Genomic DNA, 17,045 nt, shown 5'->3' on the forward strand with positions numbered 1-17,045 from the left:
ACTCGACAGGTAAAGTGGCATCTGGAGATTGCGCTCCGATCGGGATGCCCTGCGCGACGTCAGGGCGATCGACTTGAAATTGGAAGCGCCGTCGGGAGGTTAACATGAGATTGATCGGGATCGCCATCGCTGCTGTCGCGGCGATGCTGGCAGCGCCCGCATCGGCCCAGCAATGGCCGGCGCGCAGCGTCAAGCTGATTGTGCCCTATCCCGCCGGCGGCAATGTCGACAGCGCCGCGCGCATCGTCGCCGACAAGCTGCAGGAAAAGCTCGGTCAGCCCTTCATCATCGAGAACAAGGCCGGCGCCGGCGGCATGATCGCGGGCGAGGCGTTCGCGAAATCCGCGCCTGACGGCTACACGCTGTTCGTCGGCGCCAACGGCCCCGTGCTGTTCGCGACCGAGATCAACAAGCGCGACGCCTATAATTGGAAGAAGGACTTCCTGCCGATCTCGACGATCTCGATGACGCCGCTGGTGCTCGAGGTCCACCCGTCGGTGCAGGCCACGACTTTCAAGGAGTTCATCGACCTTGCCAAGCGCGAGCCCGGCAAGCTGACAATGGCTTCGCCCGGCCCCGGCACCACCAACCATCTGCTCAGCGAGCTGATGCAGTCGAGCCTCGACCTGCAATGGGTCACCGCGCATTACCGCGGCAACGCGCCGGCGATCAACGATCTGCTGGGCGGGCAGGTGCAGTTCGCATTCGACCAGCTCACGGTCAGCCTCCAGCACATCAAGGCCGGCCTGTTCCGTGCGCTCGCGGTCACCAGCCCGCATCGGCTGAAGTCGCTGCCTGACGTGCCGACCTTCACTGAGCTCGGCTACAAGGACTTCGACGGCCAGACTTTCACCGGCCTGTTCGCGCCGGCGGGCACACCTGCTCCGATCGTGGACAAGCTGCACGAGACGCTGGTGGCGATCCTGAAGGATCCCGGCGTGGTCGACAAGTTCGACAAGCTCGGCGGTGAAGCCGTTGCAATGACGCCGGACGAATTCAAGGCCTATCTCGAGCGCGAGGACGCCAAATGGATCCCGATCGTGCGCAAGGCCAATATCAAGGCTGACTGAGCGATGCGGATCGACCCCAGCGAGCTCGGCGCGGAGCGAATCTACCGGCTGATGACCGGCATCGTGGTGCCGCGCCCGATCGCCTGGGTGACGAGCCTGTCGCGCGGTGGCGTGCTCAACCTCGCGCCGTTCAGCGCCTTCACCTTCGTCTCGCAGAAGCCGCCGATGCTTGCCATCAGCGTCGGCCGCAAGGGCGCCGACTACAAGGACACTGCGCACAACATCCTCGACACCGAGGAATATGTCATCCACATCGCCGACACGCCGCTGATGTCGGCGGTGCACGACAGCTCCGTCGAGCATCCGCCTGAGATCAGCGAGGTCGAGCATCTCGGGCTGGAAACGTCGCCTTGCGAGCGCATCAAGGTGCGCAGGCTCGCCGCCGCGCCGGTCGCGATGGAGTGCGTGTTCCGGCAATGCCTCGAGTTTGGCGAGGCGCGCAGCCGGCTGATCGTCGGCGAAGTCGTGATGTTCCACATCCGCGACGGTCTCGTCAGTGACGGCAAGGTCGAAACCAGAGCGCTCGACCCGATCGCCCGCATCGGCGGTCCGCGTTATGCCCGCCTCGGCGAGATTGTGACGCTGAACACCGTGTTCCAGACTCCCAAATCGAAGGATTGAGCGTGCGGACGCCTTGCGTCAGCCGCCTGAAGACCATTGGAGAACGACGATGCGACTGGTGAGTTATCTGGTGGACGAAGAGCCGCGCTATGGCGCGGCCGTTGATGGCGGCGTCGTCGACCTGACCAGGCGGATCGGCCGCAAGTTCGCCGACGTCAAAGCGCTGATCGCAGCCAATGCACTGGCGAATGCGCAGGAGGCGGTGACTGGCCAGAAGCCCGACTACGCGCTGGAGAAGCTCACGCTGTTGCCGTCGGTGCTGGCGCCCGAAAAGCTCTGGTGCATCGGCGTCAACTACGCCGAGCGCAACGCCGAATATAAGGACAATTCGGACCTGCCCAAGTATCCGAGCCTGTTCGTGCGCAGTATGTCGTCGATGACCGGCTCCGGCCAACCGCTCGAGAAGCCCAAGGTGTCGGAGCAGCTCGACTATGAAGGCGAGCTCGTCATCGTTATCGGCCGGGGTGGCCGTCATATCAAGCGGGAAGAGGCCTGGTCGCACATTTTCGGCATGACGCTGTGTAACGAGGGCACCATCCGTGATTGGCTGCGCCACGGCAAGTTCAACGTCACGCAGGGCAAGAACTTTGACCGCTCCGGCAGCATCGGCCCGTGGATCGTCACGGCAGACGAGCTCGACCCGCGCGGGCCGCACGACATCGTCACGCGCGTCAACGGCGAGGTACGCCAGCAGGACACCACCGAGCGGTTGATGTTCCCGTTCGATTTTCTGATCTCCTATCTCTCGACCTTTGCGACGCTCAAGCCCGGCGACATGATCGTGACGGGCACGCCGACAGGGGCGGGCGCGCGCTTCGATCCGCCGCGCTGGCTGAAGGTCGGCGACGTCGTCGAGGTCGAGTCCAGCCGCATCGGCGTACTGCGCAACACCGTCGCGGCGGAGCAATAAATCATGCTCGACACCGCCACGATCGAGCGCCTTGCTGCGCGCCTGGATGAAGCCGAGCGCACCAAGGCGCTGATCCCGATGTTCTCGAAGGATTACCCGGATTTCAGCATCGCGGATGCCTATGCCGTCCAGCGCGCCTGGACCAAGCTCCAGCTTGGCCGCGGCCGGGTCATCAAGGGCCACAAGATCGGCCTGACCTCGAAGGCGATGCAGAACGCGGTCGGTATCTCCGAGCCCGATTACGGCGTGCTGTTCGCCGATATGTTCTATGCCGACGCGACGCCGATTCCGTTCGACCGCTTTCATGCGCCGCGGATCGAGGTCGAGCTCGCCTTCGTGCTGAAGGCGCCGTTGCGCGGGCCGGATTGCACCATCTTCGACGTGCTCAACGCCACCGACTACGTCACGCCCGCGCTGGAGATCTTGGAGACGCGGATGCATCGGGTCGATCCCGAGACCGGCAAGGCGCGGAAGGTCGTCGACACGATCTCGGACAACGCCGCCAATGCCGCACTGGTGCTCGGTGGCCGGCCGTTCCGCCCGCTGGATGCCGATTTGCGCTGGATCGGCGCGCTGCTGTTTCGCAATGGCGAGGTCGAGGAGACCGGGCTTGCCGCCGGCGTGCTCAACCATCCCGCCAACGGCATCGCCTGGCTCGCCAACCGGCTGGCGCCGCATGACGAGCATCTCGCCGCCGGCGAGGTCGTGCTGGCGGGCTCGTTCACGCGTCCGGTCGATATCCGCCGCGGCGACACGTTTCATGCCGACTATGGCGCCTTCGGCTCGGTGTCGTGTCAGTTCGTCTGAACCAACAATAAGAGGAAACGATCATGACAGGCCCAATGCGGCGCAAGAGCATCCATATCGGCAGCTTCAAGCACGCCAATCCGATTCCGAACGCCTGCCGTATCGGCAATCTCGTGATGTCCGGCGTCATCCTCGGCCGCGACGCGGCCGGCGTGATGCCCGAGAGCCTCGACGCGCAATGCGCCAACATGTTCGCGCATATGAAGGCGACGGTGGAAGCTGCCGGCGGCACCACGGACGACATCATCAAGATGACGGTGTGGCTGAAGGACCGCTCGCAGCGCGCACCCGTCAATGTCGAATGGCTGAAAATGTTTCCGGATGAGCATTCGCGCCCGGCGCGTCACGCGCTGCCGATGGACAATATGGACGGAGGCGCGCTGGTGCAGTGCGACTTCACCGCTGTGATCGACTGAGGGAGTCTTGCGCATGCCGACCTATCTGCCGTTCGATCCGAACCCGCGCCGCCCCGTCAAGGCGCCGCCGCCGAAGACCGTCGACAGCCAGTTTCACGTGCTCGGTCCCATCGACAAATATCCGGAGCGTCCGGGCGCGGCCTATCGGATGCCGACCGCGACTTGGGAGGCGGCGCTGCGCGTGCACAAGACGCTCGGCATCGAGCGCGGCATCATTGTGCAGACCACGACGTATGGCGCGGACCATTCCGTCGTGCTCGACGGCCTTGCAGCCATGGGCCCGAACTATCGCGGCTGTGCCAACGCGCTGGTGTTCGCGGAGGCGAACGACGCCTATCTCGCGAAGCTGCATGATGCCGGTGTCCGCGGCGCGCGCTTCAGTTTCCGGCAGGAGCTCGGCGCGGTGCTGTCGGATGCCGATTTCGCCCGCGCGATTGCGCGCATCCGCGAGCTCGGCTGGTACGTCAAAATCCAGCCGGAGAAGGACGGCATCGTCTCCAGCGTGGCCAAATACGAAAATCTCGACGTGCCCGTGCTGATCGACCACATGGCGCGGCCGGTGCCCTCGAATGGCAAGGACGATCCGAACCTGCGCAAGATGCTGGAGCTGCTCAAGAAGGGCAATTTCTGGGTCATGCTCTCGCTCGGCGAGAAGACCTCGCAAGCCGGCCCTCCCTACGATGACGTGATCCCGATCGCGCGCGCCTATATCGAAGCCGCCATCGACCGCTGCGTCTGGGCCAGCGATTGGCCGCATCCGGTCTCGGTGAAGCAACCGCCGAACGATGCCGATCTGCTCGAACTGATGTATCGCTACGCGCCGGACCAGGCCGAGCTGGAGAAGATCCTCGTGCACAATCCGGCGAAGCTGTTCGGGTTTCCGGATTAGTACCTCCGTCATTGCGAGGAGCGAAGCGACGAAGCAATCCAGACTGTCTCCACGGAGGCACTCTGGATTGCTTCGCTGCGCTCGCAATGACGGCTGTGGCCGCGTTAACGCTTCGGTAACACCCAAGACGCTCCGTGGCGCCTTCGTGGCGTAACTGAGTTCTTAACGAATTGCCTCTAATTTGCGCATTCCCACCTCGTGATGGCCTGCCGCCTGATTCTCGATGGCGCCGTGCCCAGCAACATCGAAGAGGCAGAATGCCGGCTCTCAAGGACCTGTTTTCGCTGCGCTCGATCGGCGCCAAGCTCGCCCTCATGACCGTGGTCGGTGCGATCTGCATGGCGCTTGTCGCCTCCACCGTGCTGTGGATCGCTCGCAACCAGCTCGTCACCGAGCGCATCGAAAAAGCGCATGCCGCCGTCGACATCGTCTGGAATTTGGCCGACGGCTATTACAAGGCCTACAAGGCCGGCCAGATGACCGAGGAGGAGGCCAAGAAGCGCTTCCTCGAAGCCAATAATTACGTCTGGTACGAAGACCACAGCAACTACGCCTACATCTACGACTACGAGACCGGGCTCTGCGTCTCCAACCCCGGCATCCCGCAATTCGTCGGCAAGGACATGCGTCCGAACAAGGACGCCAACGGCATGCTGTTCGCGGTCGCGCTGATGGACATCGCGAAGAAGGGCCAGGGCTCCCTGCGCTATTCGTTCCGCCGCAGCGGCAGCGATCCCACCCCGCTCGACAAGGTCGCTTTCACGCGCGGTTTCGCGCCGTGGAACCTGATGATCGGCTCGGCCGAATACATGTCGGAGGTCGACAATTCGTTCTGGTCGATGGTGCAGACGGCCTCGATGGTCATCGCCGTCCTGATGCTGATCTCGATCATGATCGCCTGGGCCGTTGGCCGCAGCGTGGTGAAGCCGTTGACGAGCCTGAAGGAGCGCATGGCCTCGCTCAGTCAGGGCCAGCTCGACGCGCCGGTCGCGCATGCCGATCGCCGCGACGAGATCGGCGAGATGGCCCGTACCGTGCAGGTGTTCCGCGACGCCATGATCGAGACCAACCGCATGCGCGAAGAGCAGGTGGTGGCCGAGAAGCGCCAGGTCGAGACCCGCAAGGTCGACATGAACAAGCTCGCCGATCAGTTCGAGCGCGAGGTCGGCGAGATCATCGAGCTGGTCTCGGTCGCAGCCGGCCAGCTCGAGACGTCGTCGACGACGCTGTCCAAGACCGCCGACACCGTTTCGCAAGTCTCGAACCGCGCCTCCACGGCGTCGGGCGAGGCGTCGGCCAACGTGCATTCGGTCGCTGCCGCGAGCGAGGAGCTCGCCTCCTCCATCGGCGAAATCTCCCGCCAGGTCGAGACCTCGGCCAGGATTGCGGGCGAAGCCGTCAGCCAGGCGCAGAAGACCGATAGCCGCATCAGCGAGCTGTCGCAGGCTGCGAGCCGGATCGGCGACGTCGTCGATCTGATCCAGACCATCGCCGGCCAGACCAATCTGCTGGCGCTGAACGCGACCATCGAGGCCGCGCGTGCGGGCGAAGCCGGCCGCGGTTTTGCCGTGGTCGCCTCCGAGGTGAAATCGCTCGCCGAGCAGACCGCAAAGGCAACCGACGAGATCAGCCAGCAGATCAACGACATCCAATCGGCGACGCGGGATTCGGTCGCGGCGATCAAGGAGATTGGCGCGACCATCGGCAAGATCTCGGAGATTTCAGCCGCGATCACGACCTCGGTCGAACAGCAGGGGGCGGCGACGCAGGAGATTTCCCGCAACGTGCAGCGCGCCGCCGCGGGCACCTCGCAGGTCGAGACCAGCATCGCCGACGTCCAGCGCGGCGCCTCCGAGACCGGCGGTGCCTCCGCCCAGGTGCAGTCGGCTGCGCAATCGCTCGCCAATGAAAGCACCCGCCTCAAGCGCGGCGTCGCCAGCTTCATGAATTCGATCAGGGCGGCGTAAGCGGCGCTCTCTTGCGGCCATCCTTCGAGACGCCCGCTTGCGCGGGCTCCTCAGGATGAGGTCCTGTATTGCTGTTAGACCCTCATGGTGAGGAGCCCGCCAACGGCGGGCGTCTCGAACCATGCAGGCCGAGCTGCGTCACACCGCCCTGCGCTCCGCCAGCCGATCCCGGACCTCGGCCGCGATCTCGAACGAGCGCAGCCGCGCGGTGTGATCGTAGATCTGGCCCGTGGTCATCAGCTCGTCGGCCGCGGTGTCGGCGATCAGCGCCTTCAGCTTCACTTCGACCATCGCCGGCGTGCCGACCGCGGAGATCGCCAGCGACTGCGCGACGCCGGCCTTCTCGGCCGGCGACCACAGCGCGTCCATGTCGTCGACCGGCGGCGGCAGCTGGCCGGGCGTGCCGCGGCGCAGATTGATGAACTGCTGCTGCAGCGAAGTGAACATGCGTTGCGCCTCGTCGTCGCTGTCGGCGGCGAACACATTGACGCCGACCATTGCATAGGGTTTTTCCAACTGCGCCGAAGGCTCGAACCGCGCGCGGTACTCGCGCAGTGCCGGCATCATCATCTGTGGCGCGAAGTGCGAGGCGAAGGCGAAGGGCAGCCCGAGCATGGCCGCAAGCTGTGCGCCGAACATGCTGGAGCCGAGGATCCACAGCGGCACCTTCGTCCCCATGCCGGGCACGGCGCGGATCGCCTGGTTCGGCTGCACGTCGCCGAGCAGCGCTTGCAATTCCAGCACGTCATGCGGAAAATTCTCGGCCGCCGTCGCAAGATCGCGCCGCATCGCCCGCGCCGTGAACTGGTCGGTACCAGGCGCACGCCCGAGGCCGAGATCGATCCGCCCCGGATAGAGCGATTCCAGCGTGCCGAACTGTTCGGCGATCACCAGCGGCGAATGGTTCGGCAGCATCACGCCGCCCGAGCCGACGCGGATCGTCCTGGTTCCGCCCGCGACATGCCCGATCACCACGGATGTTGCCGCACTCGCGATTCCCGTCATGTTGTGGTGCTCGGCCAGCCAGAACCGCTTGAAGCCCCATTTCTCCGCGTGCTGGGCGAGATCGAGCGAATTGCGAAAGGCTTGCGTGGCGTCGGAACCCTGCTTGATGGGAGCGAGGTCGAGCACGGAGAAGGGGATCATGGGGAAGGCACCGGGGGTGGAAGGCTGCGATGACATGTAATGTCACCGCGTAGGATGGGTAGAGCGCAGCGAAACCCATCATGTATCGTCGGGCAAGGTCTCGATGGGTTTCGCTTCGCTCTACCCATCCTACGAAGCTGGCCCGCACCCCGTTCACAACCCTGTTATTGCGACCCATGGCGCCCTTCGTCGCAACTGGGCGTTTCGCGCCTGTTGTTGTACCCTGCGTGCAACGCCACCGTCGCCAGGAGGACCTGACATGACCATCGTCGTACTCAGCCGCCGCAACCTCCTCGCGGCCGGCGGTTCCGTCCTCGCAACCGGCGTTTTGACAGCCGGAGTGTCCGGCCTCTTGTTGCCTGCCCGTGCGGACGGCCTCGCACCGACCGAGTCGATGACGGGCGGGGCGAACAACTACCGCAAGGGCGCGGCGATCGTGGATCGGATCGGCAAAGGCGGCTTCTGGATGAGCGGCACCGTGCGCCGTGCCGGCGATGGAGCGCCGCTGGCCGGTCAACGCATCCAGATCTGGGCGCACACGGTCGAAGGTCAGGAGCACGAGCCGCAGAGTCACGGCGCCACGCTCACCGACAAGGATGGCGCGTTCCGGCTCGAGATGCCGCAGATCATTCCGATCTTCGGCCAGCCGCACGGCCACCTCGCCTATGACAGCGGTGAGTTCAAGACCGTCTTTCTGCGGCCGATCATGCGGAGCGCCAAGGAAACCAGCCTCGAGGCGCATTTCGTGCTTCAGCCGGCCTGATCGCGTTGCAGATGAAGGGGTGGAGATCGGCCCGGGTGCCACTGATCTGGGCCGCCCTTGCCGTGGCCATCGGCGTGCCGATCGCGCTCGCAGCGACAAGCGAACAGCTCGCATGGCGCGGCCCGGTCTACATCCTCGCCGGTTTCGCAGGCATCATTGCCCTCGGTCTGGTGCTGGTTCAGCCGCTGCTGATTGGCGGATATCTGCCGGGCCTGTCGGCCTATCGCGGACGGCGTGCGCATCACTGGATCGGCGGCGCACTTGCTCTGGCGGTGGTGATCCATGTCGCCGGCCTCTGGATCACCAGCCCGCCCGACATGATCGACGCGCTGACCTTCTCGTCGCCGACGCCGTTCTCCCCCTTTGGCGTGATCGCGATGTGGGCCATCTTCGCCGTCGCGTTGTTGGCATCATTGCGTCGGCGGTTGGGATTGCGGCTGCGCACCTGGCGCATCCTCCATCTGCCACTCGCGATCGTCATCGTGATCGCAGGCATCGTCCATTGCCTGCTGATCGAGGGGACGATGGAGACCATCTCGAAGGCGGCGTTGTGTGCACTTGTGCTCGCGGCGACCGTGAAAGTCATGGCTGATCTCTGGCGGAAGCGGACGCTGCGTGGCGAGAGCGCCGTGCGGCAGTGAATGATCGCGCCGATTCCAGGCTGCGCCGCTGCCACCGATCATCCGATCGGACGATGCGCAACCCGTCCGCTGCTCTGCTTGCCGCGAATTCCGGTGAGGCATATCCTCGCGCGATGACCATCAGTGCTCCCGATCTGAAAGCATTCCTGCTCGCGACGCCGTTCTTCGGCGGTCTGTCGGACGCGAGCCTCGACCTCCTGATCTCGATGCTGGTCGAATGCCGCTTTGATGCCGGCGCAACCGTCGTGGCGGAAGGCGAGCCGGGACGCTCGATGTTCATCGTCAAATCCGGCCGCCTGGCGGTGACCAAGCGGACGAACTCAGGGCACGTCGTCCCGATTTCCGCTCTGGAGCCCGGCGATTTCTTCGGTGAGATGACGCTGATCGAAATGCAGAACCGCTCCGCCACGGTGGTCGCGGAGTCGCCGACGGTGCTCTACGAGCTGACGGCCCCAAAACTCTACGCCTGCTACAAGGCTGACATCCACGCTTACGTGATCGTCCTGCAGAACATCAATCGCGAGCTGTGCCGCCGGCTACGCCGCTCGGATGACCGGTTCGCGGGGCATCAAATGGGCGAAGACAATTGATCCCTGCGTAGGATCGGCACGCCGGTCCGGCTACAGCAGCGCCAATGAGTGCAGCGAGTTTCGATGAAAACCGAAGGCAATCAAGCCGGAGAGAAGCAGCGCAGTCCCAGTCACGATCAGGCAACACGCAATCACTATCGGAGCCTCTGGTTCGTCGTCGATGACCAAGACGATAATAGATAAAATTTTACCGACAATCGAAAGGAAGAATTAACCTTACCTGCGCGGCCCGGCAGGCAGTGCGTAGGATGGGTAGAGCGGCTCGTCCGCCGTAGCTCGAAGAGCGAAGGCGGAAGCGAAACCCATCATCTCTCATCACGGAGCGAGCCATCGATGGGTTTACCTTCACCCTCTCCAAGGGCACCTATTCGTTCAGTTCGGTCGCAAGGAAGTCGTGCATGTCCTGGACTGAGCGCGACGCAGCGTTGGCATCGTATTTGAGCCAGTGGCCGAACAGCCGCATTCCCTCGTTGAGGTCGGGGGCATCGAAGGCGTGATAGGCTCCGGGATAGATCACCAGCTTGACGCGCGCTCCCTGGCCCGCGCGCCGTTCCATCCAGAGTTCACAATTTCTGGTCGGGCTCCAGTCGTCGAGGTCGCCGATCGAGATTGCTGCTGGAATCGTCAACTGGTCGGCGGCCAGGGCGCATAGGGGGTAGTAGGCCACGGCGGCCCTAAACTTCAGCCCATCCGGAACGGCAAAATAATCGACCGAGCGGGGCGAGGCCAATTGCAGCGCGACGATGCCGCCCTGCGATGATCCAACGACAGCAATCCGCTTCGGATCGACGTAAGGGAGCTTCGCAAGATAGCTCAGTGCGCCCAGCGCGTCCCTTTGCCGGGCAAGCAACACGCCTTGCCGGACAACTGTCTGCGCATCACAGGCGTGTTCGATGCCGCGGGTCGTAAAGCTGTCAACGCTGAGCGAGACGTAGCTCCAGCCTGTGAAGAGCTCGGCCATCCGCGTGCGGGTCTTTTCCAGCAGTCCGACGCAGCCGTGGAGATAGACGACCGCAGGGAAGGGGCCGGGTCCCTCAGGTCTGGAGAGGTAGCCTTCGATCGCATCGGGCGTGTTGGCCGGCGTTTCGCCGCGCTCGCGCGCCCGCTGCTGCTGGATTTGCCCCATGATGACGGGCGCATTGTCGAACTTCACCAGATCGCCGGCCGAAGCGACGGTTTGAATCTCGAACGTCGCGAGAATCGTCAGGATGAGACGTGTGATAATCCCACTACGCACGTTTTGGCTCCCGTGGCACGCCGGCTCGCTGAGCCCGCGTAGGATGGGTAGAGCGTAGCGAAACCCATCAGGCCTCTTCACCGAACGGGCCCTCGATGCGTTTTGCTCCGCTCTACCCGTCTTTCGAGCCTAGCTTTCACTCGCGCGATATCGGCACGTGCCCCATTGTGGTCGCCGAGAGTTTTTGAGTAAAGACCGGATTAATGAGATGCGGCTAGCCTGGTTATCTCAGGGCCATTCATGGCAAGCGTTGGGAGTGCCTATGAGCAAAGTCAAAGCTCCCCGTGAGAAGAAGCGGCTAAGTTACGAGCGCGACGGGCGCAACACTTATGGTGAAAACCAGAAGAGTAGTCGGAAAAACATCCCGCGAAGCAAGCAAATCTCTCATCAAGAAGAACGTCGAACTATCCGGCAAGCTCTTATAGGAGTGCAGGGACAGGTTGCCGATGAAGGCTCGGATGAAGCGCAGTCTCTGGTTCTGAGAAGAGGCCAAGTAAAGAAGTTGAAGGCGTTCCGGAAAACAGCGGACACGCCGCTAGGCGAGGTCGTCAAGGATCGGTTGCTCAAGAGAAAGGGCAGCACGTAATGGATGGTGCTGGGGCGTTTGCCGTTTTCCACGCCTACGAGGACGAAAATGGAGACGAACAGGTGAAATTCATCGGCATCTTCGGTACCAAAGAGAAGGCCCAAGATGCTGTAGACGCTCTAGCGAAGATGCCGGGCTTTGTTGATCACCCTCTTGGCTTCTCGATAGACTTTCATCTGTTTGACCGCGTCAGTTGGTCGGAGGGGTTCGTTCACGTCCCGAGCGGGCATAGCTAATCACAGCTTCTGGCGTTGGCTGATATCGCTGCGTGCCGGGCAACATACGCTTCTGGACCCTCAGCGGAAGTTTGCTTGAAGTTTATCCCCTTCCAGGCATGGAGCGGAATATGCCGGCTATGTCCGCCATGCGCGCCCGCTCCAACCCGTCGGGCAAAACACCAGCCTCCCGCCAAACTCCCGTCAATCCCTTTCCCTAAAAATATTCCACTTTACCGAAATTCGGAATTACGTCATTCTCTCTGCATCCCGGCCCGAGGAGAGGGGCGATCGTACGTCGTCACGAACGTGGGTTGGGGAAGCGGTGGACGCGGCAGCGCCGGCGCGGATGTGAGGGCAGGGCGGGCAGAGGATTGAGCCGACCCCCGTGAGCCCGTCGCAAGCCGTGTCGTACGAACGGCGCCTGTATCCGAAGACGCTTTGGGCCGAAGCCGGGCTTGTCCGGCGAAGCCCGCAGGGCGGAGACGGAATCGCTGCGTACGGCCAAACCGTGTGGTCCCGGCTGTCGTTGCTACAGCCAAGCTTTGGCGAGGATGCATCGTCCCAACCGGGCGCGGTGCATCACCTCTCGTGAAGTGACGGTGACAACTCAGAACTCGTCGCCGGGGAGAGCGCGGCATACGCCGTCAACCCATCGCGCAGGGAAGGCCGAGTGTTCGGCGCCACCTGTATGCTGCTGTGCGGTCTCCTTGCGCTACACATTCGCGCAGCGGACCGCGGGTGCCCGTCGGCACCCGGTCTTCCCTGCGCCCTCTTCAGAAGAGGGGGGCAACGGAAACGAGCAAAGCTCGGGCGCTGGATGCCGCGAGAACGCTGATTCATGCGCATTTCGAGAGATGAAATGGTGCTGCCAGACAGGATTGAACTGTCGACCTCTCCATTACCAATGGAGTGCTCTACCACTGAGCTACGGCAGCATGTGCTGGGATAAGAATCGGCCGCCCGAGGGGCCTACCAAGCGGGCCGATATCTGCCACAGGCCTCCCCGCTGTGCAAGCTTGCAAGGACGGCCGAAACGAGAAAATCGGGGCGATATCGGGGGTAATACGGCTGTTTGGGCCGGAAACGACCGACTTTCCGCCGTTTTCGGTTCCGCGTCCCCCCGGCCAACTGGCCAGTTGGCCCGTGCGGCAGATTCGACCCATTTTGAGTTTCGCACGATCGGGACCGCGCGGGCCACTTGAGCTGCCGCATTCTCTGGGCATGTTATCGCCAACCGCTGTATGGACCCGTGATGGCTGACGAGAACGACAGAAGCGCGAACCAGGCGAGGACCTCGCGGGACGACCGGCTGAAATCGGCGCTGCGGGAGAATCTGAAGCGGCGGAAGGTGCAGGCGCGCGAACGCGCCGCAAGTACCGACCCCTCGCAAGTCGGCGATGGTTCCCTAGATGAGGGGACCGCCGGGAAGACTTGAGATTCGAATCCGCAGCTGGAATTTTTTGGAGTGCATGCAGTGACCTTGGGGCACGACGATCTACACCAAGCCGATCGCGACGCGATGATGTCGCGGTTCACCCGCCCCGAGCAGACCTTTCCGACGCTGACGTCCGCCGAGATCGAGCGCATGCGGCATTTCGGCGAGGTCCGCACCTATCAGCATGGCGAGCTGCTGTTCGAGACCGGCAAGCCGGGGCCGGGCATGTTCGTCGTGCTGAAGGGCCACGTCGCCATCACCCAGCGCGACGGGCTCGGTCATGTCACGCCGCTGATCGACCAGGGGCCGGGGCAATTTCTGGCCGAGCTCAGCCAGCTCTCCGGCCGTCCGGCGCTGGTCGACGGCCGCGCCGAAGGCGATGTCGAGACGCTGCTGCTGCCGCCGGAGCGCCTGCGCGCACTGCTGGTGGCCGAAGCCGAGCTCGGCGAGCGCATCATGCGCGCGCTGATCCTGCGCCGGGTCAATCTGCTCCAGGCCGGCGTCGGCGGCATCGTGCTGATCGGTCCGTCGCATTCGGTCGGCGTGGTCCGCCTGCAGGGCTTTCTGACCCGAAACGGTCAGCCGCATCATCTGCTCGATCCCGAGCGCGACCGCGACGCCGCGGAGGTGATCGCGCGCTATTCGCCCAAGCCCGAGGACTGGCCACTGGTCGTCACGTCCGACGGCGCAGTGCTGCGCAATCCCGGTGAGACCGAGCTTGCACGCGCGATCGGCATGATCGGCGGCCCGCGCAATGACCGCATCTACGACGTCGCGATCGTCGGCTGCGGACCGGCGGGGCTCGCGACCGCCGTGTATGCGGCGTCCGAAGGGCTCTCGGTTGCCGTGCTCGACACCCGTGCCTTCGGCGGCCAGGCCGGCGCCAGCGCGCGCATCGAAAACTACCTGGGCTTTCCGACCGGCATCTCCGGCCAGGCGCTGACCGCGCGCGCGTTCAACCAGGCGCAGAAGTTCGGCGCCGACATCATGATTCCCGTCACGGTGCAGTCGCTCGACTGTACGCGCAGGGACGGCGCATTTTCCGTCGCGCTCGACGGCAGCGATCCCCTGCGATCACGCGCGGTGGTGGTCGCGAGCGGTGCGCGCTATCGCCGGCCTGATATCGTAAACCTCGACAAGTTCGAGGGCCGCGGCGTCTGGTACTGGGCCTCTCCGGTCGAGGCAAAGCTGTGTGCCGGCGAAGAGGTGGCGCTGGTCGGCGCCGGCAATTCGGCGGGGCAGGCGGCGGTGTTCCTCTCCGGACACGCCAAGAAGGTGCTCATGATCATTCGCGGCGGCGGGTTGGGAGCCAGCATGTCGCGCTATCTCATCGAGCGCATCGAGGCGACGCCTAACATCGAGCTGCTGTTCAACACCGAGATCAGCGCGCTCGAAGGCGACGAGGCCTCGCTGCTGCGGCGCATCCGCTGGAAGAGCCGGCTGTCTGATGATGAGGATTCCGCCGACATCAAGAATCTCTTTCTGTTCGTCGGCGCCGATCCCGCCACCGGCTGGCTCGACGGTTGCGGCGTGACGCTCGATCGCGGCGGCTTCGTCGTCACGGGCGCGCAGTCCGAGCTGAACCAGGGCAAGCTGGTGGCGCCGCTGGAGACCTCCGTGCCCGGCGTCTACGCCGTCGGCGACGTCCGCTCCGGCTCGGTCAAGCGCGTCGGCGGCGCGATCGGCGAAGGCGCGCAGGTCGTGGCCTCCCTGCACGGCTATCTCGGCGACGCCGCAAAACCGGCGCTTTAGTCAAGCAGAAGACAAGCAGACGGCAAGTCGAATCCGGCTTGCCATCTTGCCGTGCGATGCCCGACTATCCCCTCGTCGCGAGGCCAATCGCGCGTGGAAACAAAGATTCAACGGGAGGACTAAATGGCCGAACTCGTCGTGCTCTACAAGACGCCCAAGGACGCTGCCGCCTTCGACAAGCATTATGCCGAGACCCACATTCCGCTCGCCAAGAAGCTTCCCGGCCTGAAGAAATACGCCGTGAGCACGGGTGCAGTCGGCTCGCCCGCAGGACCGTCAGGTGTTCACCTCGTCGCCATTCTCAGCTTCGACAGCGTGGGCGACATCCAGAAGGCATTCGGCAGCGAAGCGGGCAAGGCGGCCGCAGGCGACGTGCCGAAATTCGCCAGCGGCGGTGCCGACCTCCTGATCTTCGACACCAAGGAAGTGTGATCGCGACGATCGATTCAACTTTCGTCGAAAGCTGCTGTCGTTTGTGACAGCGCTGCAAAAAATTCGGCCATGCGTTTGTCGATTCGCACGATGACGCATGGCTGCACGCACATGTGTGATCGTGCCGCATGTGGCAATCCGATGAGGACCGTAATACTAATCTTCTGACCTCAATGCTGAGCGTAGGAGAGAGATGCCATGGTTCTCGGGATGAGCCTGCAAGCCTTCACACTGGTCCATGTCATCATCAGCCTGATCGCCATCGCGGTCGGCCTGATCGTGATGTTCGGGCTGCTTGGCTCGAATCCGATGCCGGCCCTCACAGCGATCTTTCTTCTCTTCACCATCCTCACCAACGTCACCGGCCTGCTGTTTCCGTTCAAGGAGCTGCTGCCCTCGTACATCATCGCCGGCATCTCGCTGGTGCTGCTCGCGATCGCCTGCTTCGCGCTGTACGGCATGAAGCTCAGAGGCGCCTGGCGCCCGGTCTACATCGTGACCGCGATGATCTCGCTCTATTTCAACGTCTTCGTGCTGGTGATCCAGTCGTTTCTCAAGGTGCCGGCCCTGGCCGCGCTCGCACCGGCAGTGCCGCCGAATCCACCGGGTGGCCCGGTGTTCGCCGCGGTGCAGGGCATCGTGCTGGTGTTCTTCGTGATTGTCACCATCGGCGCTTGGCGTCGCTACAGGCCGGTGGCGTTCGCCTGATCGCATCTCGCTAAAGGAGTCCCGCAAATGCCCACCATCACCACCAAGGACGGCGTCGAGATCTTTTTCAAGGATTGGGGCTCGGGCCAGCCGATCGTGTTCAGCCATGGCTGGCCGCTGTCAGCCGACGACTGGGACGCGCAGATGATGTTCTTCGTCACCCGCGGCTATCGCGTCGTCGCCCATGACCGCCGCGGGCACGGCCGCTCGGCCCAGGTCGCCGACGGTCACGACATGGATCATTATGCCGACGATCTCGCGGCGGTGACCGCGCATCTCGACCTCAAGAACGCCATCCATGTCGGCCATTCCACCGGCGGCGGCGAGGTCGTGCACTACATCGCGCGCCACGGCGAGTCTCGCGTGGCGAAGGCCGCGATCCTCTCCGCAGTGCCACCGCTGATGGTGAAGACGGAAGCCAATCCCGGCGGTCTGCCCAAGGACGTGTTCGACGGCTTTCAGACAGCACTCGCTGCCGGTCGCTCGGCGTTCTACCGCGACGTCGCTGCCGGACCCTTCTATGGCTACAACCGTCCCGGTGCAAAACCGTCGGAGGCGGTGATCCAGAACTGGTGGCGCCAGGGCATGATGGGCGGCGCGAAGGCGCATTACGACGGTATCGTCGCGTTCTCGCAGACCGATTTCACGGAGGATCTGAAGAAGATCAACGTGCCGGTGCTGGTGATGCACGGCGACGACGACCAGATCGTGCCTTACGCCGATTCCGCGCCGCTGTCGGCCAAGCTGCTCAAGAACGGCACGCTGAAGACCTACAAGGGTTTTCCGCACGGCATGCCGACCACGCACGCCGAAACCATCAACGCGGACCTGCTGGTGTTCTTCAAGGGCTGAGCAGG

General features: G+C 63.8%; 19 protein-coding genes and 1 tRNA gene. 17 read left to right on the top strand and 3 right to left on the bottom strand.

Annotation, left to right across the window (positions count from 1 at the left end; translation table 11 throughout):
• The first annotated feature begins 104 nt into the window (after nt 1–104).
• The 7 genes from NLM32_RS04750 to NLM32_RS04780 all read left to right on the top strand — a co-directional run bounded on the left by NLM32_RS04750 (nt 105) and on the right by NLM32_RS04780 (nt 6,680).
• Entirely contained in the window at nt 105–1,070 is a 966-nt protein-coding gene (locus tag NLM32_RS04750) for a tripartite tricarboxylate transporter substrate binding protein (protein WP_254128110.1), read from the top strand.
• 3 nt (nt 1,071–1,073) lie between these two features.
• Entirely contained in the window at nt 1,074–1,691 is a 618-nt protein-coding gene (locus NLM32_RS04755) for a flavin reductase family protein (protein WP_254128111.1), read from the top strand.
• A 49-nt stretch (nt 1,692–1,740) separates the two neighbouring features.
• Nucleotides 1,741–2,601, top strand: a complete 861-nt coding sequence (locus NLM32_RS04760) for a fumarylacetoacetate hydrolase family protein (protein WP_254128112.1) — start codon at nt 1,741–1,743, stop codon at nt 2,599–2,601.
• 3 nt (nt 2,602–2,604) lie between these two features.
• Nucleotides 2,605–3,408: a 2-oxo-hept-4-ene-1,7-dioate hydratase gene (hpaH, locus tag NLM32_RS04765; protein WP_254128113.1), complete on the top strand. Its 804-nt coding sequence runs from the start codon at nt 2,605–2,607 to the stop codon at nt 3,406–3,408.
• A gap of 23 nt (nt 3,409–3,431) precedes the next feature.
• A complete protein-coding gene (locus NLM32_RS04770; RefSeq protein WP_254128114.1) occupies nt 3,432–3,824 on the top strand; it encodes a RidA family protein in 393 nt (130 codons plus the stop codon).
• Nucleotides 3,825–3,837: 13 nt separating this feature from the next.
• Nucleotides 3,838–4,713, top strand: coding sequence for an amidohydrolase (locus NLM32_RS04775; protein WP_254128115.1), 876 nt, complete (start codon nt 3,838–3,840; stop codon nt 4,711–4,713).
• 257 nt (nt 4,714–4,970) lie between these two features.
• Nucleotides 4,971–6,680 carry a methyl-accepting chemotaxis protein gene (locus tag NLM32_RS04780; RefSeq protein WP_254128116.1) on the top strand — a complete coding sequence of 570 codons (1,710 nt, stop codon included), beginning with the start codon at nt 4,971–4,973 and terminating at the stop codon, nt 6,678–6,680.
• Between the two features lie 138 nt (nt 6,681–6,818).
• On the opposite strand, the gene NLM32_RS04785 is transcribed toward NLM32_RS04780, so the two are convergent.
• Nucleotides 6,819–7,826 carry a luciferase-like monooxygenase gene (locus NLM32_RS04785; protein WP_254135212.1) on the bottom strand — a complete coding sequence of 336 codons (1,008 nt, stop codon included), beginning with the start codon at nt 7,824–7,826 and terminating at the stop codon, nt 6,819–6,821.
• A 259-nt stretch (nt 7,827–8,085) separates the two neighbouring features.
• Here NLM32_RS04785 and NLM32_RS04790 point away from each other — a divergent pair, with 259 nt between their 5' ends.
• From NLM32_RS04790 to NLM32_RS04800, 3 genes are all read left to right on the top strand, one after another.
• Nucleotides 8,086–8,589, top strand: a complete 504-nt coding sequence (locus NLM32_RS04790) for a Twin-arginine translocation pathway signal (protein ID WP_254128117.1) — start codon at nt 8,086–8,088, stop codon at nt 8,587–8,589.
• An 11-nt stretch (nt 8,590–8,600) separates the two neighbouring features.
• On the top strand, nt 8,601–9,230 hold the full coding sequence (locus tag NLM32_RS04795; RefSeq protein ID WP_254128118.1) for a ferric reductase-like transmembrane domain-containing protein: 630 nt from the start codon (nt 8,601–8,603) through the stop codon (nt 9,228–9,230).
• Nucleotides 9,231–9,343: 113 nt separating this feature from the next.
• Nucleotides 9,344–9,820 (top strand): Crp/Fnr family transcriptional regulator, encoded by a 477-nt coding sequence (locus NLM32_RS04800; RefSeq protein WP_254128119.1) that lies wholly within the window; start codon nt 9,344–9,346, stop codon nt 9,818–9,820.
• 364 nt (nt 9,821–10,184) lie between these two features.
• Here NLM32_RS04800 and NLM32_RS04805 read toward each other — a convergent pair whose 3' ends face one another.
• Nucleotides 10,185–11,057, bottom strand: coding sequence for a dienelactone hydrolase family protein (locus NLM32_RS04805; RefSeq protein ID WP_254128120.1), 873 nt, complete (start codon nt 11,055–11,057; stop codon nt 10,185–10,187).
• Between the two features lie 262 nt (nt 11,058–11,319).
• Between NLM32_RS04805 and NLM32_RS04810 the strand changes: the two genes are divergently transcribed.
• A complete protein-coding gene (locus NLM32_RS04810) occupies nt 11,320–11,643 on the top strand; it encodes a hypothetical protein (protein ID WP_254128121.1) in 324 nt (107 codons plus the stop codon).
• Nucleotides 11,643–11,879 (top strand): hypothetical protein, encoded by a 237-nt coding sequence (locus tag NLM32_RS04815; RefSeq protein WP_254128122.1) that lies wholly within the window; start codon nt 11,643–11,645, stop codon nt 11,877–11,879. Before NLM32_RS04810 ends, NLM32_RS04815 begins: the two co-directional genes overlap by 1 nt.
• A gap of 842 nt (nt 11,880–12,721) precedes the next feature.
• On the opposite strand, the gene NLM32_RS04820 is transcribed toward NLM32_RS04815, so the two are convergent.
• Nucleotides 12,722–12,796, bottom strand: a tRNA-Thr gene (locus NLM32_RS04820).
• 317 nt (nt 12,797–13,113) lie between these two features.
• On the opposite strand from NLM32_RS04820, the gene NLM32_RS04825 reads away from it, so the two are divergent.
• The 5 genes from NLM32_RS04825 (at nt 13,114) to NLM32_RS04845 (ending at nt 17,040) form a co-directional block, all read left to right on the top strand.
• Nucleotides 13,114–13,296, top strand: a complete 183-nt coding sequence (locus NLM32_RS04825) for a hypothetical protein (RefSeq protein WP_254128123.1) — start codon at nt 13,114–13,116, stop codon at nt 13,294–13,296.
• Between the two features lie 84 nt (nt 13,297–13,380).
• Nucleotides 13,381–15,048: an FAD-dependent oxidoreductase gene (locus NLM32_RS04830; protein WP_254135213.1), complete on the top strand. Its 1,668-nt coding sequence runs from the start codon at nt 13,381–13,383 to the stop codon at nt 15,046–15,048.
• 123 nt (nt 15,049–15,171) lie between these two features.
• Entirely contained in the window at nt 15,172–15,480 is a 309-nt protein-coding gene (locus NLM32_RS04835) for an EthD family reductase (RefSeq protein WP_063985878.1), read from the top strand.
• A gap of 198 nt (nt 15,481–15,678) precedes the next feature.
• Nucleotides 15,679–16,188 carry a hypothetical protein gene (locus NLM32_RS04840; protein ID WP_254128124.1) on the top strand — a complete coding sequence of 170 codons (510 nt, stop codon included), beginning with the start codon at nt 15,679–15,681 and terminating at the stop codon, nt 16,186–16,188.
• A 27-nt stretch (nt 16,189–16,215) separates the two neighbouring features.
• Nucleotides 16,216–17,040 (top strand): alpha/beta fold hydrolase, encoded by an 825-nt coding sequence (locus tag NLM32_RS04845; RefSeq protein ID WP_254128125.1) that lies wholly within the window; start codon nt 16,216–16,218, stop codon nt 17,038–17,040.
• Nucleotides 17,041–17,045: the final 5 nt, after the last annotated feature.

The sequence above is a fragment of the Bradyrhizobium sp. CCGUVB14 genome, assembly GCF_024199935.1.
Lineage (GTDB): Bacteria > Pseudomonadota > Alphaproteobacteria > Rhizobiales > Xanthobacteraceae > Bradyrhizobium.

Excerpts from the sequence above, each read along its gene's own strand:
- NLM32_RS04760 (WP_254128112.1), top strand. The coding sequence starts at position 1,741 with ATGCGACTGGTGAGTTATCTGGTGGACGAAGAGCCGCGCTATGGCGCG.
- NLM32_RS04775 (WP_254128115.1), top strand. The coding sequence starts at position 3,838 with ATGCCGACCTATCTGCCGTTCGATCCGAACCCGCGCCGCCCCGTCAAG.
- NLM32_RS04815 (WP_254128122.1), top strand. The coding sequence starts at position 11,643 with ATGGATGGTGCTGGGGCGTTTGCCGTTTTCCACGCCTACGAGGACGAA.
- NLM32_RS04840 (WP_254128124.1), top strand. The coding sequence starts at position 15,679 with ATGGTTCTCGGGATGAGCCTGCAAGCCTTCACACTGGTCCATGTCATC.
- NLM32_RS04800 (WP_254128119.1), top strand. The coding sequence starts at position 9,344 with ATGACCATCAGTGCTCCCGATCTGAAAGCATTCCTGCTCGCGACGCCG.
- NLM32_RS04780 (WP_254128116.1), top strand. The coding sequence starts at position 4,971 with ATGCCGGCTCTCAAGGACCTGTTTTCGCTGCGCTCGATCGGCGCCAAG.
- NLM32_RS04835 (WP_063985878.1), top strand. The coding sequence starts at position 15,172 with ATGGCCGAACTCGTCGTGCTCTACAAGACGCCCAAGGACGCTGCCGCC.
- NLM32_RS04755 (WP_254128111.1), top strand. The coding sequence starts at position 1,074 with ATGCGGATCGACCCCAGCGAGCTCGGCGCGGAGCGAATCTACCGGCTG.
- NLM32_RS04825 (WP_254128123.1), top strand. The coding sequence starts at position 13,114 with ATGGCTGACGAGAACGACAGAAGCGCGAACCAGGCGAGGACCTCGCGG.
- NLM32_RS04770 (WP_254128114.1), top strand. The coding sequence starts at position 3,432 with ATGACAGGCCCAATGCGGCGCAAGAGCATCCATATCGGCAGCTTCAAG.
- NLM32_RS04790 (WP_254128117.1), top strand. The coding sequence starts at position 8,086 with ATGACCATCGTCGTACTCAGCCGCCGCAACCTCCTCGCGGCCGGCGGT.
- NLM32_RS04830 (WP_254135213.1), top strand. The coding sequence starts at position 13,381 with ATGATGTCGCGGTTCACCCGCCCCGAGCAGACCTTTCCGACGCTGACG.
- NLM32_RS04785 (WP_254135212.1), bottom strand. The coding sequence starts at position 7,826 with ATGATCCCCTTCTCCGTGCTCGACCTCGCTCCCATCAAGCAGGGTTCC.
- NLM32_RS04845 (WP_254128125.1), top strand. The coding sequence starts at position 16,216 with ATGCCCACCATCACCACCAAGGACGGCGTCGAGATCTTTTTCAAGGAT.
- hpaH (WP_254128113.1), top strand. The coding sequence starts at position 2,605 with ATGCTCGACACCGCCACGATCGAGCGCCTTGCTGCGCGCCTGGATGAA.
- NLM32_RS04795 (WP_254128118.1), top strand. The coding sequence starts at position 8,601 with ATGAAGGGGTGGAGATCGGCCCGGGTGCCACTGATCTGGGCCGCCCTT.
- NLM32_RS04810 (WP_254128121.1), top strand. The coding sequence starts at position 11,320 with ATGAGCAAAGTCAAAGCTCCCCGTGAGAAGAAGCGGCTAAGTTACGAG.
- NLM32_RS04750 (WP_254128110.1), top strand. The coding sequence starts at position 105 with ATGAGATTGATCGGGATCGCCATCGCTGCTGTCGCGGCGATGCTGGCA.